We start from the raw sequence: 25,879 nt of genomic DNA, 5'->3' as shown, positions 1-25,879 counted from the left end.
ATGAGCAGGATTGTGCCGGCGCAGCCGCGATCGTTCGCGGCATGCGCCGGACGATGGTTATTTGCGGACGAGCGGCAACCGTGACGGCGCGGCACTCTCGGGCCCCCACAGGCGGAAGCTGAGCTGTCCGTAAACCGTGTAGCCTTTCGAGATCGCAGCGGTATCCACTCCCGGCGGGCCGGCCGTTCCGCCCGACGTCGTTGCGGACACCCGGTCGAGCGCCCACACCGTGATTTGGGCAGGGCCGAAGTTGTAGCCGACCAGGCCCCCGACGGCCCAGACGTCATACCTGTTGGAGTTGATGGCGCCCTTGTAGAACGCACTGGACGTATCGTTGGTCACCTGCCCGACATAGAAGGCAACCGGGCCAACCGTCCACCGATCGATCGCCTTGGTGGCAGTGAACTCGGCATGCACAATGTCGCCGGTGTGATAGTCGGTGATTGAGTTTTTGGTGTTGATCTCACGCGACACGTTGGCGGTGAAGTTCCAGCCATCCTTCAGATAGGACACAATGAACTCTGGCTGGAACGTCCACCACGGATTGCCGATACCGGCAAGACCGTTGGCGCCTGAGATGTTGCCGTTGGGCGCGTTGAAGCCGAAGCCCGCCTTGGCGAAAAAACCGCTGTCGCCAAGTTTCCAGCTCAGCTCGGCTGGTACGAAGTAGGTGTTGTGGAAGCCGACGGGATGCGCATCGACGGGATTGCCGACATCGACCGCAAACCACGGCTGCACGATGACCGCATCATAAGTCGCCCCAAGTAACGTCCAGCCCGGCACCCACAACAGCCCGGTGGCAGCGCCCGAGACGTGGACCGGGGTCGCGTTGCCGTTGATGTTTGGCGCGCCTGGGCCAACGATGTTGGCGACTGTCACACCGACCTGATTGAACATGTAGACGCCCGGCGGCGGCGCACCGGCGGTCGCGCCTCCCACAGTGACGCCTGGCAGCGAGGCGTATCCTGAATAACCGAACTCGTATGCGCTCGCCGGCGTCGCGGCAATGACTCCCGCGACGGCGATGCCGATCTTCACTGCTCTCATTGGCCCTCCTCGTTTTGTTGTGTCGTGCCACCGCAGGTGGTCAGTGACAGCCACTGCCGAGCACGCATGACGATGAAAGGCGGTCGACGAAATTATTTCAATTATAAAACATCTCTAGAATCGACATTGATCATCGAGTGTTTCGGCGCGGTGACAGGGATCTCACGCGTTGTATCTCGCATTCATCGCGTCGCGTGTTCTGCGTGCCGTTAGAGCGCGCTTGCATGCATTGCGAAGCTGCAGATGACCACCTGCTGCAAGTCGGCCGGCAGCGCTCGGTCGCCGGTACGCAAACGCACACCGGGATTCGGCAGGCCGATGAACTCGATGCCGGCCCGCTCGCATGCGAGCCGGATCTTCTCGATCGTGTCGGATTGCACATTGACCGCGCGCTTCGACCCCTCAAGCCGGCGCACCGTTGATATGGCGACGCCGGACTGGACGGCGAGCTCGTACTGCTCCCAACCCAACAGCGAACGTGCGGCGCGAATCTGGCGCGTGATGACGATCATTGTGCGACCTCCCCGTCGAATGCTGCCTGTGCTGCACCACCCGCTGAGTGGCGCCGCCGCGGTCACGGCGGGGGCATCCGCCGTTGGGACCGGACGGCGCCAGCCTTGTCGCGCCTAGAGCACGCCGCGCGCGTCCACCGGCCAGATGTCGACGACCGTGTCGCCGTCGAGCACATGGACGTAGTCGTGCAGGTTGATGGTCGGATCGCAGTGTGAGACCTCGATATCCACCAGGTCGCCCACCGCCGGACGCTTGATACGCTCTGCGACAGCGATCAAACCGAACTCGTCGCCAAAGAAATCGTAGGTCGCTCCCGGCCAGTGCCCAGACCGCACCCGGGGCAAAGGCCCGTCGGTGGACAGGCTCTTGAATCCCGCATTGATGCTGACGTGATGCGGCTGGTTGGCGCTGACCACCGAGGTGCGCAAGTACAATGCAAAGCGGTACGGGTTGGCACGGTCGGGAAACAGTTCGACTACGTCGTAGTCGACATCCATGAGCGCATAGGAGCCGGCCTGGCTCTCGGTGTAGAGCCCGTGCTCGACGTCGATGGCGAAGGTGCCGGTGCCGCCGCCACTGACGACCGGCGGCTGAAGACCGGCGGCCATGAGCGCCGCCAGCGTGTGCCGCAGCCGCTCAATCTGCCCGAGATAGACCCGGCGGCGTTCGGCGAAAGCGAGAATGTGCTGCACGCGGCCCGAATAGCCTTGCAGCCCGGCATAGGCTAGCGCCGACGATTGGCGCAACCGTTGCGCAAGCTCGACGGCGGCGGCGACCGAAGCCACGCCGGTGCGCTCCATGCCGAGATCGAGATCGACGAAGGCCGGCATCGCACGCTCGGCGCCCGTAAGTGCGACTTCCCATTCGGTGATGTTCTGGATGGTGTCGAAGACCAGCGTTATGTCGGCCCCCGTGCGATGCAGTGCCGCCAGCGTCTCAATATGGGCGCGTTGAACAATCGGCGTCGTGACCAGGAGGCCGGGAAGGCGCGCTTGCGCGTAGGCGATCGCCTCCCGCCCCGTGGTCGCGCAGATACCGACGGCACCAGCCGCAATCTGCTCGCGCGCGATCGCACTGCACTTGTGAGTCTTGCCGTGCGGCCGCAGAGCCATGCCGGCATCCCGGCATTGCCGCATCATGCGCCGGAGATTCTCGCGCATCGCAGCGAGATCGATGACGAGCGCCGGAGTCGTGAGCTTCAGTGCGCCGCCCGGCACGCCAATCAGACCGGCATTGATGCTTTGCCGCGGGTCGCGCGGCGAGCCAGAATTCCTCATCACCACACCTTCTTCTTCGCCGGCGTCAACGAGCGGGCGCCGGTCTCGGTGATCAAGACCTGGTCTTCGACTACGCCGCAGCCGAAGCCATGGATCACGATCATCGGCTCGAGCGCAAACACCTGCCCCGCTTGCAGCACGGCATCGCTCTTCCAGTGCAGGCTCGGCAACTCGGCGACGTTGGTGCCGATGCCATGGCCGAAGCCGCTCGGCCAATAGTGTTCGCCGAGGCCGGCGTCCTCGGCGATGCCCTGGGCAATGTCCTGCAATTCGGCGATCACGACGCCTGGCTTCGCTGCGGCGACCACGGCCTCGAACATGTCGAGACCACACTGCAACACCCGACGCTGCCGGTCACCAGCTACGCCCGCACACAAGGTGCGGGCGGTGTCGGTGAAGTAACCCTGCAGATGCACGCCCATGTCGAGGAACACCATGTCACCGTGCTCGAGCTTGCGCTCGGTCGGATAGAGGTGCTTGAGCCCCGAGCGCGGGCCGGTGGCAACCATACAGTGCCCCACCCAATCCGCGAGCCCGGCCATGGCACCGTGCGCCGCGGCGGACAATTCGAGCTCGGTGACGCCGGGCCGTACAAGATCCATCGCGGCCTCGAGACCGGCGGCGGTCGCCCGCCCGGCCTGCTCGATGATGGCGATCTCGCGCTGCGACTTGATCTGCTTCACCGACCAATATTGCAGCAAGCCCGAGGAAAATGTTGCCGAGGGAAACCGCTGGCGGATTTCATTCAGGATCACGCCCGGAAAGAACCGCTCGCCGACGAGACCTATGCGAGCGGTGTCCAGCTTGCGCTCGGCGAGGACATCACAGACGTGGCGACCAATGCCGACCGGATCCTTGACCGTTCCCGGCAGATGACCAGGGCGAACGTCGCGGATCCACGTCTGATGCACGAAGGAGTGCATCGGCGCCGAGTGCAGGATCGAATCAGTCGTCAGCATCAGCGAGCCGTCGCTTGGCAACACAACAACGGTATTGCCGATCTGCGACAGAAAGTTCGAGATCCAACGCACGTCGCCGTTGAGCCAGCCTGGTCCGCCGTGGATCAGGAGCACATCGAGATCAGCCTGTCGCATCGCCTGCCGAACCCGGGCAACGCGCGCTTCGTATTCCTCGATCGGAAACGGAATGTCGAGCCACGCCTTGCGGCTTTCCCAGTCGTAGGGAATCCGGTCGAAGCTCATGTCAATTTTGGTGAATTCGCGACCCAACACGGTCCTCCTCTGATCAATCCCGCCGGCGCCGCAATGCGCGCCCTAAGCCACGCGCATCGATTGACGCCGCAACACTCGGCCGGGGCGCGCGCCGGTCGACGCGCCGGCGCGCCATACCGGCACGCCGTTGACCAGCACAAGTTCGATGCCGCGCGCGGCCTGGACCGGCTGCTCGAAGGTGGCTGTATCGATCACGATATCCGGATCGAACAGCACGAGGTCGGCAAAGGCGCCATGCTTCACCAGACCGCGCTCGGCGAAGCCGAATGTCGACGCAGGCAGGCTCGTCATGCGCCGTATCGCCTCTTCGAGACCGAACAGCTTTTCGTCGCGCACGTAGTGGCCAAGCACGCGCGGGAACGTGCCCCACAGCCGCGGGTGCGGATGCATATCGTTGGGCAGGCCGTCGGACCCGATCATCGCACGGGGATGGGAGACGATGCGGCGCACATCCGCCTCGTCCATCAGGAAGTACACTGCGCCGCCCGGCTGCAGCCGACGCGCCGCCTCCTCGTCGTCGCAGCCCCATTCCCGCGCGATCGCGGCGATGTCGCGCCCCTTCATCTCCGGATAGGTCTTAGACCATGTCACGGTGACGCGGCTGCATAGGCACAGATAGTCAGGCGTCAGCCAGCTCGACGCCGCGGTGTACGGATAGGCGTCGAAACCAACCTCGTGCGTCGCATTGGCTTTGTCGAGCAGCGCCAACGTCTCCCGTGAGCGGCCAAAATTCTTCACACCCGCAACCTTGTGGTGTGAGATCACCACCGGCGCGCCGGCGGCGGCGCCGACCGTGATGGCCTCCTGAAGCGATGGCACTATGGCATCGCTCTCGTCGCGGACATGAGACGTATAGATGCCCCCCGCCTCCCCGGCGATGCGCGCGAGCTCTACGGTCTCCGCGATCGTTGCGGCCTGGCTCGGCGGATAGAATACGCCACTGGAGAGGCCGATTGCGCCCGCCGCCATCGCCTCGCGCAGACGCTCGCGCATCACCTCCAGTTCCTCGGCATTGGCTTCGCGCTTGAGGTCGCTCATCGCCCCCACTCGCAACGTCGAATGTCCGACCAAACTTGCGGTATTCACCGCGGGCGGACACGCAGCGAGACGCTCCAGATAGGCCGCCATGGTCGGAAACGCGAAGTCCTCGGGTCCCCCGAGGGTCGAGACCGGCGGCGGCGGCGGACCTTCGATGGCAAGCGGCGCGAGGCTGACGCCGCAATTGCCGTTCACGACGCTGGTGACGCCTTGGGAGACCTTGATCTCCATGCCCGGCATCGCCAACACGGCACCATCGTCGTGGCCGTGGGTGTCGATGAAACCCGGCGCCAGCACAAGGCCACGCGCCTCGACTACCTCGTGCGCAGTTACGCCGGCGAAATCGCCAATGGCGGCGATCCGATCCCTCTTCACCGCGACGTCGGCAACAAAGCGCGGCGCGCCGCTGCCGTCGATCACAGTCGCCTCGCGGAAGATCAAATCGCACGCCGTCTCGCCCGTCGTCGCCATTGCACCCCCATGCGGCCAGTCGTTGAGAAATGCTAGCGGCTGTTACTTGTATTTGCAAGTTATATTCCGAGGTCGACGACATGCCGGCAGCGCAGTCGGCATCACAACGCCCAAATTATTTCGGAAAATCGTTGAACGACCCGCTTCGACGGGTACTCTCGCAGCCATTTTTTTAATTGCATTTGCAATATTCAGTTGAGCCACATACCGAGCGGCAAGGCCCCGGCTGGTGGCCGCGAGACCAGCCAGTCGCCCACCGATGTCGATCTCGCCCGCACCGGCCTCCCCGCCCATCAAACTCGTTGTCGGACTGACAGGGCTACCTTACGGTCGTGACAATGAGGATTCCAGATGCCAGCGTCAGCACGCCGCGCGACCGACAGGGCAGCACGGTGTCACCCGGCGCGCACGTCGCGGCCTTCACCGATCCGGAAGCCTACGCTTTCGAGGCCATCAAACTCGCGGCTGGCGCCAATGTTCTCGGTTTTGGCAGTGCTGTCGGCGAGACATTCCAGGCGAGACTCACCCGCGTAGCCCTCGACCGGCTGAGTATTGGATTGGGCAAGGCCTCGGCGTCCGTTACTCTCACCTCGGGCGTCCCCAACGCGCATGTCTTCATGTTCGCGACCGAACCCTCTGCCGCTCGTCGCATCTCCGGCTGGACAGTCAGCCACCAGCATATTTTTCACCCGAGGACCAATGACCTCGCCTGCGCCATCTCGCCCCGCCAACCGGGGTCCGCCGCCGTCATCACCGTACCACTTGACCTGCTGGCCGCGTACGGTGCCGACGTCACTGGCCTTGATCCCAAAGTCCCGACACACGACGACCGGTTGTTTTTGGCTCCCGAGCTTCAGCGGACGCGGCTCGTTTCCCTGATGAACGATGTGGAGCGCCTTGCCAGAGAAGAGCCCTGGATCGTCCAGATGCCGGCACCGGCCAAGGCGCTGGCGGATACCATTATGGAGGCCTTGCTTGCCTGCCTGACCACGGGCCAGCGGAGCCGGGACCGAGCCGCTCCGGGCCGCCACCGCCAGATCGTCGCGAGCCTAGAGCGCGCGCTACGGGAGCGCCCAGAAGAAATGCTGTCACTTTCAGACCTCTGCTCCGAGGTCGGTGTTGCGCAGAGAACGCTGAACCTCGCCTGCGAGGAGTTCCTGGGTCAGAGCGCGATGCGATACGCGCGCGGGCGCCGCCTTGATCACACTCGCCAATGCCTGCTGATGTCCGATCCCACCGCAACCACGGTCACCGACGTTGCCATGCGGTACGGCTTTTGGGAGCTCGGTCGATTCGCGCAGGCCTATCGTCTTCGCTTTGGGGAACATCCGTCGAAAACCCTGCGGCGGAACGCGACGCTGGCCGAGCTTCGCCACGCTTCTCATCCTGTTCATGCCAGAATTGCATAGCGCGCGCCGCGCGCCACGTGCAGGACGGCGTCATCCCGCCGGGCGCTCCGACTGCCCGGGCCAACAGGAGGACAAGGGACATGACGCTTCGTATCAACGCCGAGGCCCCGAACTTCGCTGCCAACACCACGCATGGGCCGATCGATTTCCACAGCTGGATTGGCGATAGCTGGGCCATCCTGTTCTCGCATCCCAAGGACTTCACCCCGGTCTGCACGACCGAACTCGGCTACATGGCCGGGCTGAAACCGCAATTCGATGAAAGAAACACGAAGATCATCGGCCTCAGCGTCGATCCAGTCGAGAACCACGCGAAATGGTCACAGGACATCGAGGCAACGCAGGGCCACGCGGTTACCTACCCGATGATCGGCGATACCGACCTTAAGGTTGCGACCGCGTACGACATGTTGCCCGAGGGCGCGGGCACCACGTCCGAGGGTCGGACGGCCACCGACAATGCCACGGTTCGCTCGGTGTTCGTCATCGGCCCGGACAAGAAGATCAAGGCGATGCTGACCTATCCGATGACCACCGGCCGCAACTTCGACGAGGTGCTGCGGCTGCTGGACTCCTGCCAGCTGACCGCGAAGCACGCGGTGGCGACGCCGGTGAACTGGAAGCCCGGCGATGACGTCATCATTCCGCCCGCAGTATCCAACGAGCAGGCGGCAGCGAAGTACCCGAACGGCTGGAAGACGCTGACGCCGTATCTTCGCGTTGTCGCGCAGCCGGGCAAATAATAGTTCGATCTTGCGATCGTTCCGGCCGGCCGGATCAGCGTCCGGTCGGCCAGACCCGCGACCAAGGCAAGCGATGATCTTCAGGCTGCTCTTCGAGCCGGTGTCCTGCACCTACTCCTACCTCATCGCCAGCGCCGCGGCGGTGACCGACTGAAAAGGCCGCGAAGGCAGACGTCCCGGATGGCGCCCGATGCGAGCTTCGTCGTGAGCGGCGCGGCGATAGCGACCGGCTCCGTGCTCATGAACGGCGCTGAGCTCTTGAGAACGGTCACCCCCAAGCAGCTATCATCGTCGAGATCGACATGTCATGCAGAGAGGCCCGACAACGATGCCGGGCCCCTCGTTGTTTTGGGCGCTGAACTTTTTGACTTAGAAGTCCATGCCGCCCATGCCGCCGCCCGGAGGCATTGCGGGGCCGCCGGCGTTCTTCTTCGGCAGCTCGGCAACCATCGCTTCCGTGGTGATCAGGAGCGCGGCAACCGAAGCAGCGTTCTGGATCGCGGTGCGCACGACCTTGGTCGGGTCGATGATGCCCCTGGTGACCAGATTGCCGTATTCGCCAGTCTGGCCGTCGAAGCCGAACGCGTACTGGTCCTTCTCCAGGATCTTGCCGACGATCACCGAACCGTCCTCACCGGCGTTGATCGCGATCTGGCGCGCCGGAGCCGACAGCGCCTTGCGCACGATCTCGACGCCGGTCTTCTGGTCGTCGTTCTTGGTGCGCAGGCCCTTGAGCTGCTCGGAGGCACGAAGCAGAGCAACACCACCGCCCGGCAGGATGCCTTCCTCGACAGCCGCGCGGGTCGCATGCATCGCGTCATCAACGCGGTCCTTGCGCTCCTTCACCTCGACCTCGGTCGCGCCGCCGACGCGGATCACCGCGACGCCGCCTGCGAGCTTGGCGAGACGCTCCTGCAGCTTCTCACGGTCGTAGTCCGAGGTGGTTTCCTCGATCTGCGCCTTGATCTGGGCAACGCGAGCGTCGATGTCGGCCTTCTTGCCGGCGCCGCTGACGATCGTGGTGTTCTCCTTGTCGATCATCACCTTCTTGGCGCGGCCGAGCATGTTGAGTGTGACGTTCTCGAGCTTGATGCCGAGGTCGTCCGAGATGGCCTGGCCGCCGGTCAGGATCGCAATGTCCTGCAGCATGGCCTTGCGGCGATCGCCGAAGCCCGGAGCCTTGACGGCCGCGACCTTCAGGCCGCCACGCAGGCGGTTGACGACGAGGGTGGCGAGGGCTTCGCCTTCGACGTCTTCAGCGACGATAACCAGCGGCTTGCCGGTCTGCACCACGGCCTCGAGCAGCGGCAGCAGCTCGTTCAGGGAGGAGAGCTTCTTCTCGTTGATCAGGATGTAGGCATCGTCCATCTCAGCACGCATCTTGTCGGCGTTGGTGACGAAATAGGGCGAGATGTAGCCGCGGTCGAACTGCATGCCCTCGACGACGTCGAGTTCGGTCTCGAGCGACTTGGCTTCCTCGACCGTGATCACGCCCTCGTTGCCGACCTTCTTCATGGCGTCGGCGAGGAACTTGCCGATCTCGGCATCGCCGTTGGCCGAAATGGTGCCGACCTGGGCGATCTCCTCGTTCGAGGTGACCTTCTTCGAGTTCTTCTGGAGGTCCGCGACGACGGCTTCGACCGCGAGGTCGATACCGCGCTTCAGGTCCATCGGGTTCATGCCGGCCGCGACCGACTTGGCGCCCTCGCGGACGATGGCCGCCGCAAGCACGGTGGCGGTGGTCGTGCCATCGCCGGCCGAGTCAGCGGACCTGGAGGCGACCTCGCGCACCATCTGTGCACCCATGTTCTCGAACTTGTCCTCGAGCTCGATCTCCTTGGCGACGGCAACGCCGTCCTTGGTGATGCGAGGAGCGCCGAAGCTCTTTTCGATCACGACGTTGCGGCCCTTCGGGCCTAGCGTCACTTTCACGGCATTGGAGAGAATGTCGACGCCACGCAGCATGCGGTCGCGGGCATCGACGCCGAATTTGAGTTCCTTGGCTGACATGTCTGTCTCCCTGAGTTGACCTCCGCTCCTCGTTCTGAGCCTTGCGTCTCGAAGAACGAGATGAGGTCTGGGCCTCATCCTTCGAGATGCCGGCTGCGCCGGCTCCTCAAGGATGAGAGAGTTGTCGTACCGCTTAGGCGGCCTTCTCTCTGGAGGTGTTGGCGAGAACCCCCATGATGTCGCTCTCCTTCATGATCAACAGCTCCTGGCCGTCGATCTTGACTTCGGTGCCGGACCACTTGCCGAACAGAACGCGGTCGCCGAGCTGAAGGTCGATCGGGATCAGCTTGCCGCTCTCGTCGCGGCCACCGGGGCCGACGGCGATCACTTCGCCCTGCGAGGGCTTCTCCTTGGCAGCATCGGGAATGATGATGCCGCCGGCGCTCTTCTCTTCAGCCTCGATGCGCTTGACCACGACGCGGTCGTGAAGCGGACGGAATTTCATGCAGCTCTCCCTGGCTTTTGGGAATATTTTCTGGATCAGCAGTCGCAATGAGCGAGCGCTAACCGCTCTTCACTTATGCCCGCGGCATTTGGGAGCAAGAGCTTCAGCCCACGATATTCGACTGCAGTCTCAGGAAGGAATGCTTGCGGCGATCGCCCGCGAGTCAAGTAACGCGCTGCCAGCGGCGTATAAGTCCGCACCCAGCCCTTCTCCGACTTGCGGCTCGTGCCAAATGCCCGCTTCACGGCCCTTCACAGACGTGAGAATCAATCCCAATGACAGCTTTGCGCCAATGGCTGCCGGTGCTCCACGCCCCGCCCCTCTGCACGATCAACTGCGCTGCAATACCCCGCTGGCGAAAACGCGCTGGAATGCCGATCTCGAGCGGGATAAGCCAGCTCACGACTTCGGTCAGCGCCTCAATGTGAAATGAAGCGAGAGCAACGTCATCAAACTACGCTAAACTGCGAGATAGCAGCCGGTAACACTACTACCCATCATCATTTAGGACGACATCACCGCGTTGATTTGCAAGCACAATGCGTCAAAGCTGGCAGTCAGATCCCGACAGCATATCCGTGCTAACGTTTTGACCTTGAATTCACAGGAATACTCATGCTGCTCGGAGCAATGGCTCCTTCGGCAAGTATCGGAGTCAATCGACTAGGGCGTGTACTCATTAACGGGCTGCGTGACCGATGTCCGCTTTTCCCTCAATAGCGGCGGTAAAGCGGACATTGCCTGACTTCCGGGTTGGGCCAGAGTCGGACTTATGCACTGCAGCAATTCGTAGCCTCATTCGAGCACCTCGTCGGCGCGGGCGAGTAGCGTCGGCGGCACTTGGAGGCCCAGCGCCTTGGCGGTTTTGAGGTTGAGGACCAGCTCGAATGTGGTTGGTTGCTGAACTGGCAATTCCGCGGGCCGCTCACCTCGCAGGATGCGATCGACATAGCTTGCTGCACGGCGCATTTGGTCGATCACCTTGATGCCGTAAGATACCAAGCCGCCCTCGGCCGTGAAGTACCGGAAAGCATACACTGCGGGTATTCGGTAACGCGCCGCCAGATCAACGATCAATTTGCGATGCACCGACGTGAAGCTGTCCTGCGGAAGGATCAAACCAGCATTTGGCTGGTGGACGAGTTCTGCAATGGCAGTTTCGATCTCCGCAGGCTCGTGAACGGGCGCAATGTCAGCCTTCATGGCGAAACCCTGGGCAGCAGCTTGTGCCAGACGCGAAGGCTGTATCGAGAAGGGAGCGGTGTCTGGGTTGAACATAATACCGACGTGCATGACACTTGGCGCGATCTCGCGGAGCAGTTCGAGCCACTTCCCTCCGACGCTGGGCTCCAGATTAGTAAATCCGGTTATATTGCCGCCGGGCCGGCGGAGACTTGCCACAAAGCCGGCTCCCACTGGGTCGCTCACGACCGTGAAGACGATCGGAACGCTGACCGTTGCCTGATGGAAGGCGCGCAACGCTGGCGTACCGTCGGCTACGATTACGTCAGGCACAGTGCTCAACAAGTCAGGGACGGCAGCCCGGATCCTCTCGATATCACCTGCAGCCCATCGATAGTCGATCCGCAGATTGCGGCCGGGCGTCCAGCCGAGTTTCTCCAACCCATGCTCGAACGCGGCGATCCGCGCCGACGCGTCCAAATCGCTCTCAGCGATGCCCATCAAGACGGAAAGCCGCCGTATCCGTTCCTGCTGCGCGCACACCATGCGCGGCCCGATAGCCACCGCGCCGCCAAGAAGGGTAATGAAATCTCGCCGTCTCATTGCCACCCCCACTGGGGAACGCGCGAAAACTTAGCCTTAACGCGGGCCATGAAAACAGAAATTTGCGATCAGCGACATGGAGACACGATCAATTTGCGCCCACGACAATCTAAATTGGCCGATGTCGCCGATGGGTCATCTTCGACCGATTCAGCCCATTTTTTTCGGTTCACATCCGCTTCGCTCCGATAGTGACCATGGCGTTGCATTGCCGCGAACTGACGCGAAGGGCCACTTCCGGACCTGCGGCCTCCGCACCCGAAAGGGCCTACTCGATCACCTCGTCGGCGCTGGCAAGCAATGTCGGTGGTATGCTCAGGTCAAGCACCATTGCAGCCTTGAGGTTGATTACCAGCTTCAGGCGAGTGGGTTGTTCGACAGGAAGGTCAGCGGGCTTTGCGCCCCTCAAGATTTTATCGACATAACTGGCCAGCTTGCGAAAAGTCTCATCGACATCTTGTCCGTACGACATCAGCAGACCATAACGCACCTTTTCGGACCAGATAGATAAAGTTGGTACTCGATGCGCCAGCGCTGATGCTCCAACTCGCACTCCTTCGTTTGCCAGCATTCCCCCGAACAAAATCACAGCTTGGCAACCGTGTTCAGCTGCCGCTGAAAATGCTTCGTCGATTGCGTCCGGTGTCGGTACTTCAATCCGATCCAGAATAAGTCCCATCGTCTTTGCCGCTTTCGAGTAGAGTTCGAGGTAGGTAGTTGACGCGACGGAGCCTAACGAGCGGTCTTGGAGAAGTGCCACTCGGCTCAAACTCGGGATTGCTTCCTTCAGCAGGCTCAAACGTTTGCCGGAAAGATCGGTGGCCATAAACGACAGCCCGGTTAAATTTCCGCCAGGGTGCGCCAGACTAGCGACAAAGCCAGAACCGACCGGGTCCGCCACCACACCGAATACGATTGGGATTGTGCTTGTGATCTCCTTGAGCGCAACGGCTCCCGGTTCGGTTATGGCAACAATCACATCAACATTGCTTTCGACCAGTTCTCTGGCGAGACTCCGGTACCGATCCGGCTGTTCGGCGGGAAACCGATGCGAGAACACAACGTTCTTGCCTTCAACATAACCAAGGTCACCGAGGGCCTTGGTTAGCATACCCAAATAGACCTTCTCTTCTTCCGCGCTGCCCGCGTGCCAAAGGACGCCGATTTTCGCCGTTTTTGGGCTCTGCTGCGCGTGAGCGATCAGCGGCCAAACAGCTGAGAGCCCAGCAACCCGGATGATGAACTCCCGCCGTCGCATGTGTCTCCCTCGCTGCAAGGACGAAGACCTTAGCACTTTGTCGCGAAACTGTGAGGGCCGCTTTGGGTCACGAACGACAAAACTCACTCTGAGCATAATAGGTCCGCTTTTGGATGCATAGCGACCAGTTGAGCCTGGGCCCCGAACCATGATTCAAGCCCTCCACGTCGTCAGGGGCTCAAATCATGCGCTACGAACTCGCGGATTGTGAATGGACCGCCATCAAGCCGATGCTGCCGAACAAGCCGCGTGGCGTTCCTCGGGTGAACGACCGACGTGTCCTCAATGGCATTTTCTGGGTCCTGCGATCCGGAGCACCATGACTTGCTACAACCGGTTCGTTAGGTGGCGGCGGGCTGCTGTTTGGGGCCGCATCATAGACGCGCTTGCCGCTGCCCACGATGCGACTGTCCAGATGATCGACACCTCGATTGTCCGCGTGCATCAGCACGGAGCTTGCATCACCCGGAACCAGCACCAATCAATGGGGAAGGTCCCGCGGCGGTTTGACGAGCAAAATTCATGCGGTGGTCGATAGCAACGGTCTGCCGGTACGGCTGGCGCTTAGCCCCGGTGAGACCCATGACGTTCGACTCGCCAGAAAACTGCTCTCTCGCCTGAAACCAAAGGCAATGCTGTTGGCCGATCGTGGCTATGACGCCGATTGGATCAGGGAGCTGGCCATGCGACGAGGCGCGTGGGCCAACATCCCGCCAAAACGCAATCGTACCAATCCGGTCTGCCTTCAGCCCTTATCTCTACCGTGACCGCAACCGGATTGAACGCTACTTCAACCGGATCAAGCAATGCCGCCGGGTCGCTACGCGCTACGACAAGCTGGCTGCCAACTACCTTGCCTTCGTTCAGCTTGCTTCAATCAGGCTGTGGCTTCGTGCTTATGAGTCCACGCACTAGGTGGACGCGAGTTCTTGGCCGTAAGGGTCCCCGCCACACTCGCCCCTTTGCTTCCGATACCGTCAATGATCGGGAAAACCGTGGTTGGCTTGTGAGGTGATAGCTCGCACCGCTCACCGGACCACTCCGTCCCTGGACACCTCGGTCCGCTTTGCACCAACAGCTTCACCTCTATTCGATCGACGGAATGGTGCGCAACCAGGCAACGAGGGCGTTCAGATTCTGCTCAATCATCTTGCTCACTGGAATCTGGGAAGTCTCATCGTTGTCCGGAAAGGCAAAGCGTGCGGGGTTGGCGCGATCCGGAAGCACGAGGCAGTTCCAGGCTTCTACTCAACGTCCAGAGCAAGCCTCGATTGCTGCGAACGTGAACGACAGTTGCATGTTTCCGCTTTTCGGAGTGCGTTTTGGGTGTCACCATGCTCGTGAAAGGAAGGGAGAGCCACCATGCGCTGGTGTGTCTCGGTCGGGGCGGTGCTTGTTGCGGGGGCGATAGTCGGAGGTGACGTTGCTGGCATTGCCGCGCCGACCCCGAACTCTCGATTCGCCGACGCCAACCGCAGTGTACAGCCCGTCAATGTCGAGCTCGTTATCGCAGTCGACGTCTCCTATTCGATGGATATGGACGAACTTGCCATTCAGCGCGAGGGCTATGCGCATGCCATCGTCTCGAAAGACTTCCTTCAGGCGCTGCGGACCATTCCTGGCAGCAAGGTGGCCGTGACCTATTTCGAGTGGTCGATGTCGGGCGACGAGAAGATCATCATTCCCTGGCGCGTGATCGACGGCCCGGAATCGGCGGATGCCGTGGCTGCCGAGATCATGAAAGCGCCGGTTCGTCGAGGTTCGAGTACCTCGATTTCCGGCGCGCTTGATTTCGCTGTTCAACTGTTCGAAGAGAACCCCTATCGCGGGTTGCGGCGCGTCATCGATATTTCCGGCGATGGGCCCCCGACGGAGCCCCCGTAACCGGCGCCCGCGACGCGGCCCTGGAGAAGGGCAAAATCATCAACGGCCTCCCGATCATGGTGAAGGAGCCATCCCTCTCGACGACCGATATCGAGAATCTCGATCTCTATTACGAGGACTGCGTGATCGGAGGGCCAGGCGCCTTCGTCATGACGATCAAAGATCGCGAAACATTCCAGGAAGCGATCCGGACCAAGCTTGTTCGCGAAGTTGCGGGCCTCGCGCCAGAGAGCGGGATCGTGCCAGCCGCCGAGAAAGAGCCCCGGGTACCCTGTCTGATCGGCGAAAAAGGAGCGCGGCCGGCGGTGAGTATCGAGGCAATCATTCAGAGGCGCCGGACGAACAAACTTTAGACAGCAGCATATTATGGTCGCCGCCCAACGCGCCGGGGCATTGGAGGCGCTAACGTCCGTTCGTGGCCCACACCGACGAATTCCCGCGCTCGTCCAATTGGCGGCTGTTAAGGGTCGACCGGGAGGGGTCGACGTACGGTCAAAACGACGCGACTGGCGAAAAGGTTTTGGAAACTGTGCCCCAGCGGGCCGTCATCAGCGTATATTGGGGCACGAGGAGGTGCGATATGGCGACAGCAGCTACCCAAGTCGTTCTTGATACGCCGGCGGCGGAGTTCCGGCTTCCGGCCACCGACGGCGAGACTTACGCACTGGACGACGTTGCAGGCGAAAAAGGCACAGTCGTCGTCTTCATCTGCAACCATTGTCCCTATGTTAAAGCGGTGATCGGCCGCATGGTTTCGGATGCCCGCGTGCTGATATCGGAGAGCATTGGCTTTGCGGCGATTTGCTCGAACGATGCGGCGAGCTATCCCGAAGACTCATTTGAGAATATGAAGCGTTTCGCGAAGGCTCATGATTTCCCGTTTCCATATCTCCACGACGAGACCCAGACAGTCGCTCGAGCGTATGGAGCGGTCTGTACGCCGGACTTCTTCGGTTACAATGCCGACCGCAAGCTCAAGTATCGCGGCCGGCTCGACGAAGGGCGCACAACCCCGCCTCGCGCCGGTGCGCTCCGAGAGCTTGTCGAGGCCATGCGCGCGATTGCGACCACCGGTCTGGCGCCGGCTGACCAAAAGGCGTCTATTGGCTGCTCGATCAAATGGAAGGACGAATGAAGCCAATCCCTGTCAGCAGGTTTCGCATCTGAGACCGGCGCGGGCGCAGCATTGCTGCACATGTGCGATTTGACTAGCGGCATCACGAGGGCGCTGCGGCTGCTGCCGGCGTCGCTTCGCCCCCTTCTCCAGGTCTGCTTCCGGGGCAACATGGACATCAACCGGTGAGATACCCGGTTAAGCCCGTCGAAAATAACCCACAGCGGACGTTTCAGTGAACAGATTTACCAGGCTGGACGTACCGGACCGCTTTGCGAAGCCGCATCAGATCGGAGCTCTGCCATCGCCTCTCAGGCAATAGTCGCGCGGTGTTGCAGCCAAACTTCCGATTATACGATTGCGCAGCATTATTTACGGGTGCGAATCTCATGTTGGCTTTGCAGGCCCGACGCCCTAGAATCGTGGCGATCGCCGGACGAGCGAAATGCAGTATGTTTGCGACGCGCCGAAAGGTAAGACCTGGTTCCGTATCGAGACGGAAGGTGAAGCGGCGCATGAGTCGCGCCTGATGAACCACACAGTCGAGAAATATTTCCGCAATGAGCGGGAGAAGGCACTCCAGTCCTGGCGTCCGGAACGGCCCAACGCGATCGAGCGCGACATCGGCCTCGAGGCCCATGTACGACGAGAGATGCCGGTTTTCCTCACGCTGCGCGACAGGGAGGGCAATGCACTGGCTACAGCGATGCTGCCACCGGGTGGCAAGGATCGCGGCAGGTTCCGGATCATCATCGTTGCCGCATCCAATGCCGATCCTTATCCTGAGCAGGAAGCGGCCATCGCTGCGCTGGGAGCGCATTTCGGTCTCACACTCGATCGTCACCGCTGCTTCCCTTATGGCCGCTAAGAAGCCTGACAAGTATCGCGCGGGATTGGAGCGACGTCGGCTCATGGCCCCGTTTGGGACATGCCAACCGGCCCGGAAACTGTCCGCGCGCGAGCGTCTGCAGGAGCGCCCCGGCCTCACTTTCCGTGCGCGTTAAGAACGCCCAGAATTGCAGCAGCTTGCAGGATTACGTGGATCGTAGCCCACGAAAGCGTGGACTGGCGTTCGCCGGCTTGCTCGCTGGCGACGTGATCGTGTTTTGCCCGATGTCGAACAGCCCGCCGGGCAGTGCTAACATGGAGGGCTAATCGCTCGGCATTTTGATAACGATCTGCACCGCGACCGGAGAATTCTATCGGCCTCAGTCGCAAGCCGTTAGCCGCCAAGGGCAACGAGACGTTGTAAGTCAATGTTCACCTGAAACACGGGGGTTGAGAATGAAGACGATCTTGGTCCCGATCCAAAACATTGCGACCATGGCATCCACACTCGAGGCCGCCGCACGCCTCGCGCAACGTACCGGCGCCTACATCGAAGGCTTTCCGCTCCGGTTCGGCATCCCTCCCTATTTAGTCGCAGAATTAGCCACCGGCATCCCTTTGGATTCTTACCTTGCGAAGAGCCAGGAAGAGTTCGCCGAACTGCATCGTTTGTTCGAAGCGTTCATGCTAAAGCACGATATTTCTCCAGCCACTGCGCGCGCGAGCCGACCATGCTTCGGCTGGCTGAAACCGCGCCTGAGGGTGAAGACTTTGTTGGAAGTTATGGGCGAGCTTTCGACGTCATAGTAATGCCACGGTCCGACGTTGATGCTGCCGGCCCTCACCGGCGCGCCATTGAATCCGCACTGTTTGAGAGCGGTAGACCCGTTCTGCTGGCGCCACCAGACGCGCCGAGAAGCATCGCGACAAACATTGTGATCCACTGGAACGGTAGTACCGAGCAGGCTCGGGTCAACGCTTTTGCTATGCCGCTGCTTCGTCTGGCAGAACGGGTAACAGTGCTAACCGTGATTGCCGGACAAGCGGTACCAGGCCCATCTGCCGATCACATTGTCCGACAATTGCGGTACAACGACATTGCGGCCAACCTAGTGAGCATTGAACTGGAAGACCGCGACACCGGTGAGGCGGTTCTTGATGCCGCCAGAGCACACGGCTGCGATCTGTTGGTAAAAGGAGCCTTTACCCGCAACAGGCTGCGGCAAATGATATTCGGTGGCGCGACCAGTTATATCATGGAACACGCGGATTTACCCGTCCTGATGGCGCATTAGAACTGCGCGTACAATTCGCTCCGTCTGTCTTTGCGAGAAGCTATATGGTGATGCCTGCACCGGCCCGCGGAAGCTTCGATTTACTGTCGGTTTGAGCACGTGGTGCAGGCTCTAGGGTCGGCTATGAAGCAACAAAGTGTGGCGGTAATCCTCCCTTGTCGCAATGAAGAGGCGGCCGTCGGCGCCACGGTAACAGCATTTCGTGCGGCTTTGCCCCACGCTGCCATTTATGTCTTCGATAACAATTCGACCGATAATACCGTGAATGTGGCTCGTGCTGCTGGCGCGATAGTTCGAACCGAACTGACGCCAGGAAAGGGCAACGTCGTCCGCCGGAGTTTTGCGGACATTGATGCCGACGTCTATGTGATGGCCGACGGCGATGCGACCTATGACGCAGCGGCTGCACCGACGATGATACAGGAGTTGATCGAACGCCAGCTGGACATGGTGGTAGGTGTGCGAAGTGCGGTCGCTGACGCCGCCGCCTTTAGGCCAGGTCATCGCCTCGGCAATGCGATCCTCAATGGAATGTTGTCGCATATCTTCGGTCGCTCATTCAGCGATGTCCTCTCGGGCTATCGCGTATTCTCGCGCCGGTTCGTAAAAAGCTTCCCCGCCCTCTCGGAAGGTTTTGAGGTAGAGACGGAGATCAGCATCCATGCTCTGGGGTTGCACATGCCAGTGGCCGAGATCGGGACTGCTTACAAAGTACGGCCGGAAGGTTCGAAGTCCAAGCTCTCCCCGTTCCGCGACGGCTGTCGCATCCTGTTGACCATCCTGACGCTGTTTCGAATTGAAAGACCGATGCTTTTTTTCGGTATAATTGGCACGTTGCTCGGGTTCGTTTCGATCGTGATCGCGGTACCTCTTGCCGTCACGTATGCTGAGATCGGCTTAGTGCCGCGTTTGCCAACCGCGGTTCTTTCGACAGGACTCATGATCCTCGCCTTCCTTAGCTTCTTCAGTGGAATGATTCTCGACACTGTCGTGCGTGGCCGTCGCGAGTTACGGCGGCTCGCTTATTTGGCCTTGCGGCCTCCGGAATAAGAGATGTCGTTCACTCGTCTTGAGCTTGCTCCGTAAGGACGGATTTCTTCTGACCGCTCACAGGTTCAGGAGGCTGCGGTGCTGGAGCGATGCGCTCGCATTTTCTGCGCACAGGAGCTTGCGAATGATGCGCTTAGCCCCTCCGCAGGCATGAGATAATTTCGATCAGTTCGACAGTAAAAAGGGCCAGCATGAAGCCGACCATCGGCACTGCGGGAATTAGGTATCGCCAGACGTCGAGGGTGTGGGCGCCGGCGGCGGTCCCGATCGAGGCCGCCCACATCACGATGACGATACCTCCGCGCGCTGAGAACCCGGGGCGCCAACGCCAAACGGCGGTCACCGTCCAATATATTACGGCGATGACGAACGCGATGGACAAGGCCCTGAACAGATAGGCGGAGATGACTGGGAAATCAGACAGCAGGCCGATCCGAACTGGTCCACCTTGCAGATCGATCGGCTGAGCCGCCCGGCCGTGCCGCGTCATGATGTCGGACACGTGGGGCACATCGTCGGTCGACACCGGGATGGCAGGTTCGAGTCCGTAAGCCGGCCATGCGACCGTGGCCCCATAGGCCATCTGACGGGCGACCTTGCCCGCGTAGGCCAGCGGCCGGTCGCGCACGGCGGCCAGGAAGATGCGCCGATAGGCTCTCGCCGCGCCGTCGGCATTTCCGGTATCGCTGGCGACGGCTCGATCCAGTGCGGTGTCGAAGAGGCACGCGTCGCCGAAGAACCCGAGTGCCGGCCACCGACCCGGCTCCGCCGTGAAGTCGGCGACAAGCCGCGCCATCGTGGCGTCGGCGCGGTCTCCGGCCGCCGACGCGATCTCGCGTCGCGCTGCATCGCTTGCGAGCACGATGTTCAGGTGATTACAGAACAATGTCTTGGGGACGAACACGATGGAGGCTTGATCGGAGTTGGAAGCCCCGAACCGGGAACCGGTGACGAGGAGCCCCAGCGCTGCCGCGACGGAAACGGCAATCACGGCAAGGCGCGCAGACGTGTCCGGGCGGGCGAGGCTCGCGCCCATCAGGACGGCGACGAACGGGACCAGGACTCCTTGCGACCTCAAGCACGCCGCGAGCGCCGCACACAGGATAGCGGCAGCGACCGCATAGCACCGCGCCGTTTTATTGACGCAGGTGGCAACGAGCAATCCGGCCGTTGCGAGATTGAGGAAGACCGCAAAGAGAAGCTCCGAGGTGACGACATTCCTGAACAGCTGCAGGCCCGGATATGTCGCCACGAGGATGATCGGCACAAGCCCACCGGCGTTGCGCGTCGTCGCCTGCGCGGTTGCCGCGAGCGCCAGGATCAGGATGGTCCACGCCGCCTGCTGCAGGCGCACCACCGTGCCGAGGTCGCCTCCGAACGCGAACGTCACGCCCAGCAGCGCCGGGTAGCCCGGATCGCGCCCACCCGCCACCGTCGGCTGTCCGGCCTCGAGCGTACGAAATGCAGATTCCACGAAGGATGGCGTGTCGCCCCAGATGACCGGGACCGCGGGCCTGGACGACGCGACGATCACCACCAGCAGCGCGGCCCACGCCAGCATGGTCCATGGCCACGGGGACCCGACGCCTCCCAGGGAGGCCGCTTCGCCCGTTGTACGCGCTGGAGCTTCGCGCTCCGACCGCACCACCGCCTCCCACTGAACTGAAGCTCGAATGCTACCCCAGCTAGTTGCCAGACCAAAACGCTCTGCCAGAACATCGGCGGGCACGACGTGCTCTCGGGGTCCTTTGCCCTTCCCGTCAGTGCGCGTCTGCGAGACATGATGGCCGATGCCCGATCGGTCCAGGCTGGGCCCGCTAGTTGAGATCGGCTATCCGTCAACTTGGAGGTCGCCGATCTCCTGTCGACGGTTGCCACGCAGACCTTCGCGCTCCTGCCAATGTCGGCTTTGTCACCAAAGCTTGCCGGAGCTCGAAGCTGGATCTTTGGACGCCCCGCCCTTCTGTACGATCAAGCGCGCTGAAATACGCCGTTAGCGAAAGCGAGGTGGATTACCGACCTCAACCAGGATATGCCGAGCTCACTACTTCGGTTAGCGTCCCCAGTGCGAGAGGAAGCGAGATCAACTCCACCAGACTACGCAAAACTGCGCGATAGCAGCCGGCCTCACTACTCCCACTCAATCATTTCGGACGACGTTTCGTCGTTGATTTGCAAGCACAATTTTCTAAGTCTGACGGACAAATCCCGGCGGTATCCCCGCCGCAATTTTTTGGTGTTGAATTCACAAGAAAATTCATGCTGTTCGACGGTTTTGCGACTTCGGGAAGTATCGGGGTCAATCGACTGAGCGGCCACATGAGCTTAGCTGACATGGTTTCTCGCATCCGCATTGCAACGCTTGCAGTACCGTCACCGATCAGGAAAACGGAGTTCAGTTTGCACCATGGACGCTCGCACGGCACGCCAGACCGTCCAACGATGCGGATCCGCTGTGCGGCAAGTCTGAACGCCCTATCCCGGATCTGAGCTGCGGAACTTCAACGCAAGCCTGAGCGGCGGGCGGCGGTCCCAATAGCTCGAGTGGCTTCAGTCGAGTCCTTCGCACTTCAAATCGCGGAGCTGCTTGTCGACCCATGACGGGTCGTGCGTGCCAGCCTGGATGTTAGCGATCTGCTTCTGCTCGGCCTCGAACTTTGCGGTCGCCGCCTTGAACACTGCATTGGTTTGATCGAACGGTACGCAGAGCAATCCGTCGTCGTCGCCGATAACGAGGTCGCCGGCCTCGATGACCATGCCGTCAATCGCGATCGGGACATTGATTTCGCCCGGGCCATTCTTGTAGGGGCCGCGATGCGTGACCCCGGCTGCGAAGACCGGAAAGTCCTGCCCCCTGATGTAGCCGGCATCGCGGATCGCGCCATTGATGATCAGGCCGGCGACGCCGCGCTTGATCATCTGCATCAGCATCATCTCGCCGGTGATGGCGTTTGTCAGATCACCACCGGCATCGACCACGATGATGTCACCGGCCTCGGCAAGGGCGATCGCCTTGTGCACCATCAGATTGTCGCCAGGCGGCGCCTTCACCGTCAATGCAGGGCCCGCGAGCCCGCCAGCGCAATGCATGGGACGAAGTCGGGCGCCCCCACCCGTCATGCGCGACATGCTGTCGCTGACATTCGCCACCGGCAGGCGCGCGAAACGCTCGACCGTGCCGGTGTCGACTTTCCTTTGCCGTTTCAGGATTCTGAACCCTACAGACATGATGCCCTCTTCGCTCATTGAACGATGTTAGAAGCCGAACAGCTCGACGGGATTCTCAACCAGGATGTGCCGGCGCGTCGTCTCGTCCGGCGCCCAGTCGGCCAACAGATCGACCAACAGCGCATCGTCAGGCTTGGTGCCGCGCTGCGTCGGATGCGGCCAGTCGGTGCCCCAGAGGATGCGCTGCCGCGCCGCCTGCACATAGGCCCGTGCAACTTCGGTGGAATCCGCGTAGGGCGGCCCGAGCTTGCTGTCCTCATAGGGCTCGGTGACCTTGACCCAGGTCCGCCCCTCGTCGAGCATGCGGCGCACGGCCGCGAAGGCAGGATGCCGGACGCCGTCCGGCTGCGGGATGCGTCCGAGATGATCGATCACCACCTTGGTGGGCAGTGCCCGGATGGCGGCTTCATGCGTTGCGATCTGTTCACCTGTCATCAAGATCTGGACATGCCAGCCGAGCGGATCGATCCGCTTCGCCAGCGTGGTCAGCATCTCCGGCGTTGTTGTGCCCCATGTCTGGGCCGATACGAAATTGACGCGGATGGCCCGCACGCCGGCATCGTTCAGCGCACGCAGTTCCGGGTCTTTCACTTCGGTGTCAACGACGGCAACGCCACGCGCTGAGGACCCAAGCTGGCCCAGAGCGTCGACGAGGCAGCGGTTGTCGATGCCATATGTCGAGGGCTGCACCACCACGCTTCGCGTGGTGCCGAGACGGCGCTGCAGCAGCTGATAATCCGCGACAGTCGAACCGGGGGGAAACCCTTGGCGCCAATGCGGCGATACGGGAAATCGTCCGTCATAGATGTGATGATGGCAGTCGCATGCGTTCGTCGGTACATCGAGTTTCGGCGCGGCAGAGCCGGTACTGTTTGGTACGGCTTGCTCGATCCCCGCCGCCCAAGCGCCGGTACCGCAGGCGAGCATGCCGGCGAGGACGCCACGGCGGGTGATCGATGTGCATGCGCTCATGGCTTCACCGCTACCATTTCAGCCGCACGCGCGGCACTGCGACCCAGCACGAGGACGCAGACCGCAGCCACCGCACAGAGCAGCGCGAGCGGCAACATCCCGAGCACGAAGCTGCCAGTCGATTGTTTGACCAATCCAACCACATTCACCATCAGGCCGCCGCCGATCAGGTTGGAGATCGCGTTGATGCCGGCGAGGCCCGCCGCGAGGGTGCTCGCCGAGAGCCAGCTTGCCGAAAGCGCCCAGAACGGCCCTTTGAAAGCATAAGCGCCCACCAAGCAGCAGGTAACCATGATGATCGTCGGGACGACTGCGGTGCCCGTCAGGCCCAAGGCCGTGAAACCGCCAGCCGCAAGCAAGAGCGTCAGTGCGGTGTGCCAGCGGCGCTCACCTGTCCTGTCGGAGTGGCGCCCCCACAAGACCATGACCACGGTCGCGATGCCGTAGGGAATGGCGTTAACAAAGCCGGTCTGTAGGTTCGAGAGGCCGAATGACTTCAGGAGTTGCGGTTGCCAGACCGACAGGACGCTTCCCGTTGCGGACGCCCCCGAGCAGACCAGCGCCATCACCAGAAAGTACTTGTTGGTGGCGAGTTGCCAGAGCGAGAGATGCCCGACGGGCTTGCGCGCGGCCGCATCTGCCTCCATGCGCCCGGTCAACCATTCGCGCTGCTCGTTGGTCAGCCAGGATGCCTGCGCCGGCTTGTCGGTCAGAACAAACAGGCACGCGAGCCCCAGCAGGATTGTGGGCAAACCCTCCAGGATGAAGAGCCACTGCCAGCCGCGCAAGCCCAGCGCGCCGTCCAGTTCGAGCAGGCCGACGGAGAGCGGCGAGCCGAGGAAGGTGGCGAGCGGGATCGATACCGTGAACGTCGCGAGGATGCGCGCCCGATATTGCGACGGCAACCAATAGGTCAGGTACAGGATGGCGCCCGGAAAGAAGCCCGCTTCCGCAGCACCCAGGAGGAATCGCATCGCATAGAGCGAATATGGCCCGACCACGAACGCCATGCACATGGTCACCAGACCCCAGGTGATCATGATACGGGCGATCCAGCGCCGGGCACCGACCTTCTGTAGCGCCAGATTGCTCGGCACCTCGACCAGAAAGTAGGAGACGAAGAAGAGACTAGCGGCAAAGCCGAACATCGCCGGCGTCAAGCCCAGATCCTTGTTCATCTGCAAGGCAGCGAAGCCGACGTTCACACGATCGAGCAGCGCGAAGAAGTAGCAGATCATCAGGAACGGAACGAGGCGCAGCAGCACGCGGCGCATCGTCACCTTTTCAATTTGATCGAGGTCTGTCCGAACGGCGGTCACGTCTGTCTCCCTGCCTGTCTCGAGTTGTTATTCGGCCGCCTTCGCTTTAGCCGTCATCTTCGCCACGACCGCGTCGATCGCAATCTTGTAGTTTTCGGGTACGACGCCGTTGAAGTGATCCTTCAGGCCCAGACTGTTCTTCCACCGCAGCCGTGCCACCGTCGCGCGCGCCATCAGCGGATCGATGCCCGCGTCCTCAACCGCCTCGGCGGCCATCTCGACCTCTTCGGTACGCCGCTTCGCGTGGATGACACCGGAGGGCGTGAGACTCTCGACCGTATCCATAAACGGCCGGGTCAGTGTCTTCGAAGCCGATGCCAGCACAATCTCGTCGAGGCCGTAGGCGCGGGCCGCCAGCAGCGTCTCGTCGATCAGCGCCTCGATGCCCTTGATCAGGACGGAACGAAGGATCTTGATGCCGGAGGCCGTGCCGAGTTTTTCGCCGACATATTCGATGCTCATGCCCCAGGGCACCAGCAGATCGACGACGCGCTGTCCGGCCGGGCCGCTCGACATCATGTGCATCGAATAGCCATTCTTCGGCGTACCCATGATCGAGCCGTCACCGAGCGTGGCGCCGGTCTTGGCCAGACGCTCGGCGACGCCGTATTTCACTTTGGGGGTGGCAGAGGCGAAGTCGAGAAAGGTGTGACGTCCGTCGAGCACGGGCGCGAAGGCGTCCGCGCTTTGCAGCGATGCGGAGCCCGGTGTCACGCTGAAGATCAATTCCGCGGCGTCAGCCAATTCCTTGTTGGACTTGACCAGCGTGACGCCGGCCGCCTTGGCCCGGCTCTGGATCAAATCGGCATAAGGGCCGTCGAAGGCGTATTTGTCGTAGCAGAAGACCTGCTGCAGGCCGGCCCCGCGCAGCCCCTTACCGAGCGTACTGCCGATCTCGCCGTAGCCGACCAGACCGAGACGAAACTGTTGTTGTTGGCTCATCGTGAACTCCTTTGATGGG

21 protein-coding genes and 3 pseudogenes are annotated in these 25,879 nt (G+C 61.7%); 9 read left to right on the top strand and 15 right to left on the bottom strand.

The annotated features are described in order from the left end of the window. Nucleotides 1–57 precede the first annotated feature (57 nt). The 5 genes from AKN84_RS13620 to AKN84_RS13600 all read right to left on the bottom strand — a co-directional run bounded on the left by AKN84_RS13620 (nt 58) and on the right by AKN84_RS13600 (nt 5,578). Nucleotides 58–1,047, bottom strand: a complete 990-nt coding sequence (locus tag AKN84_RS13620) for a SphA family protein (protein ID WP_128970750.1) — start codon at nt 1,045–1,047, stop codon at nt 58–60. Between the two features lie 209 nt (nt 1,048–1,256). Beyond that, nucleotides 1,257–1,559, bottom strand: coding sequence for a helix-turn-helix domain-containing protein (locus AKN84_RS13615; protein WP_193399652.1), 303 nt, complete (start codon nt 1,557–1,559; stop codon nt 1,257–1,259). 114 nt (nt 1,560–1,673) lie between these two features. Beyond that, nucleotides 1,674–2,837: a DSD1 family PLP-dependent enzyme gene (locus tag AKN84_RS13610; RefSeq protein WP_050421204.1), complete on the bottom strand. Its 1,164-nt coding sequence runs from the start codon at nt 2,835–2,837 to the stop codon at nt 1,674–1,676. Then, nucleotides 2,837–4,066, bottom strand: a complete 1,230-nt coding sequence (locus AKN84_RS13605; RefSeq protein ID WP_050421203.1) for a M24 family metallopeptidase — start codon at nt 4,064–4,066, stop codon at nt 2,837–2,839. Before AKN84_RS13605 ends, AKN84_RS13610 begins: the two co-directional genes overlap by 1 nt. Nucleotides 4,067–4,111: 45 nt before the next feature. Then, a complete protein-coding gene (locus tag AKN84_RS13600) occupies nt 4,112–5,578 on the bottom strand; it encodes an N-acyl-D-amino-acid deacylase family protein (protein ID WP_050421202.1) in 1,467 nt (488 codons plus the stop codon). A gap of 338 nt (nt 5,579–5,916) precedes the next feature. Here AKN84_RS13600 and AKN84_RS13595 point away from each other — a divergent pair, with 338 nt between their 5' ends. Together AKN84_RS13595 and AKN84_RS13590 are read left to right on the top strand one after the other, a co-directional pair. Then, entirely contained in the window at nt 5,917–6,987 is a 1,071-nt protein-coding gene (locus AKN84_RS13595) for an AraC family transcriptional regulator (protein WP_050421201.1), read from the top strand. An 80-nt stretch (nt 6,988–7,067) separates the two neighbouring features. After that, nucleotides 7,068–7,730, top strand: coding sequence for a peroxiredoxin (locus AKN84_RS13590; RefSeq protein WP_050421200.1), 663 nt, complete (start codon nt 7,068–7,070; stop codon nt 7,728–7,730). Nucleotides 7,731–8,099: 369 nt separating this feature from the next. Here AKN84_RS13590 and groL read toward each other — a convergent pair whose 3' ends face one another. The 4 genes from groL to AKN84_RS13570 form a co-directional block, all read right to left on the bottom strand. After that, nucleotides 8,100–9,740 carry a chaperonin GroEL gene (gene groL / locus AKN84_RS13585; RefSeq protein ID WP_050421199.1) on the bottom strand — a complete coding sequence of 547 codons (1,641 nt, stop codon included), beginning with the start codon at nt 9,738–9,740 and terminating at the stop codon, nt 8,100–8,102. Between the two features lie 133 nt (nt 9,741–9,873). Beyond that, nucleotides 9,874–10,185, bottom strand: coding sequence for a co-chaperone GroES (locus AKN84_RS13580; protein WP_050421198.1), 312 nt, complete (start codon nt 10,183–10,185; stop codon nt 9,874–9,876). Between the two features lie 795 nt (nt 10,186–10,980). After that, the gene (locus AKN84_RS13575) at nt 10,981–11,970 is read right to left on the bottom strand and encodes an ABC transporter substrate-binding protein (protein WP_050421197.1); all 990 of its coding nucleotides are present in this window, start codon (nt 11,968–11,970) and stop codon (nt 10,981–10,983) included. 268 nt (nt 11,971–12,238) lie between these two features. Next, a complete protein-coding gene (locus tag AKN84_RS13570; RefSeq protein ID WP_050421196.1) occupies nt 12,239–13,228 on the bottom strand; it encodes an ABC transporter substrate-binding protein in 990 nt (329 codons plus the stop codon). Nucleotides 13,229–13,413: 185 nt separating this feature from the next. On the opposite strand from AKN84_RS13570, the pseudogene AKN84_RS48940 reads away from it, so the two are divergent. Continuing rightward, nucleotides 13,414–14,143 (top strand): annotated as a pseudogene (locus AKN84_RS48940) (IS5 family transposase). Between the two features lie 171 nt (nt 14,144–14,314). On the opposite strand, the gene AKN84_RS47305 reads toward AKN84_RS48940, so the two are convergent. Beyond that, nucleotides 14,315–14,455: a hypothetical protein gene (locus AKN84_RS47305; RefSeq protein WP_157863291.1), complete on the bottom strand. Its 141-nt coding sequence runs from the start codon at nt 14,453–14,455 to the stop codon at nt 14,315–14,317. Between the two features lie 135 nt (nt 14,456–14,590). Between AKN84_RS47305 and AKN84_RS13565 the strand changes: the two are divergent. The 6 genes and pseudogenes from AKN84_RS13565 (at nt 14,591) to AKN84_RS13545 (ending at nt 19,399) form a co-directional block, all read left to right on the top strand. Next, a pseudogene (locus tag AKN84_RS13565) lies at nt 14,591–15,465 on the top strand (DUF1194 domain-containing protein). Nucleotides 15,466–15,692: 227 nt separating this feature from the next. Beyond that, nucleotides 15,693–16,247, top strand: a complete 555-nt coding sequence (locus AKN84_RS13560) for a thioredoxin family protein (RefSeq protein ID WP_050421276.1) — start codon at nt 15,693–15,695, stop codon at nt 16,245–16,247. A gap of 508 nt (nt 16,248–16,755) precedes the next feature. After that, entirely contained in the window at nt 16,756–17,094 is a 339-nt protein-coding gene (locus tag AKN84_RS13555; protein WP_244485077.1) for a hypothetical protein, read from the top strand. 416 nt (nt 17,095–17,510) lie between these two features. Further along, entirely contained in the window at nt 17,511–17,861 is a 351-nt protein-coding gene (locus tag AKN84_RS48935; protein ID WP_244485076.1) for a hypothetical protein, read from the top strand. A 50-nt stretch (nt 17,862–17,911) separates the two neighbouring features. Beyond that, nucleotides 17,912–18,349, top strand: a pseudogene (locus AKN84_RS48930) (universal stress protein); the annotation flags it as partial. 123 nt (nt 18,350–18,472) lie between these two features. Beyond that, the gene (locus AKN84_RS13545) at nt 18,473–19,399 is read left to right on the top strand and encodes a glycosyltransferase (protein ID WP_050421275.1); all 927 of its coding nucleotides are present in this window, start codon (nt 18,473–18,475) and stop codon (nt 19,397–19,399) included. Between the two features lie 133 nt (nt 19,400–19,532). On the opposite strand, the gene AKN84_RS13540 is transcribed toward AKN84_RS13545, so the two are convergent. The 5 genes from AKN84_RS13540 to AKN84_RS13520 form a co-directional block, all read right to left on the bottom strand. After that, nucleotides 19,533–20,960: a hypothetical protein gene (locus AKN84_RS13540; protein ID WP_050421194.1), complete on the bottom strand. Its 1,428-nt coding sequence runs from the start codon at nt 20,958–20,960 to the stop codon at nt 19,533–19,535. 989 nt (nt 20,961–21,949) lie between these two features. Further along, nucleotides 21,950–22,627, bottom strand: coding sequence for an RraA family protein (locus tag AKN84_RS13535; RefSeq protein ID WP_050421274.1), 678 nt, complete (start codon nt 22,625–22,627; stop codon nt 21,950–21,952). A 27-nt stretch (nt 22,628–22,654) separates the two neighbouring features. Beyond that, the gene (locus tag AKN84_RS13530) at nt 22,655–23,599 is read right to left on the bottom strand and encodes an amidohydrolase family protein (protein WP_050421193.1); all 945 of its coding nucleotides are present in this window, start codon (nt 23,597–23,599) and stop codon (nt 22,655–22,657) included. Continuing rightward, nucleotides 23,596–24,918, bottom strand: coding sequence for an MFS transporter (locus tag AKN84_RS13525; protein ID WP_128970748.1), 1,323 nt, complete (start codon nt 24,916–24,918; stop codon nt 23,596–23,598). Before AKN84_RS13525 ends, AKN84_RS13530 begins: the two co-directional genes overlap by 4 nt. A gap of 27 nt (nt 24,919–24,945) precedes the next feature. Further along, nucleotides 24,946–25,860 (bottom strand): DUF1932 domain-containing protein, encoded by a 915-nt coding sequence (locus AKN84_RS13520; RefSeq protein WP_050421191.1) that lies wholly within the window; start codon nt 25,858–25,860, stop codon nt 24,946–24,948. Between the last annotated feature and the right edge of the window lie 19 nt (nt 25,861–25,879).

The sequence above is a fragment of the Bradyrhizobium tropiciagri genome (genome assembly GCF_001189845.1).
Taxonomy (GTDB): Bacteria; Pseudomonadota; Alphaproteobacteria; order Rhizobiales; family Xanthobacteraceae; genus Bradyrhizobium; species Bradyrhizobium tropiciagri.
This window is presented reverse-complemented; position numbering and strand designations above follow the sequence as displayed.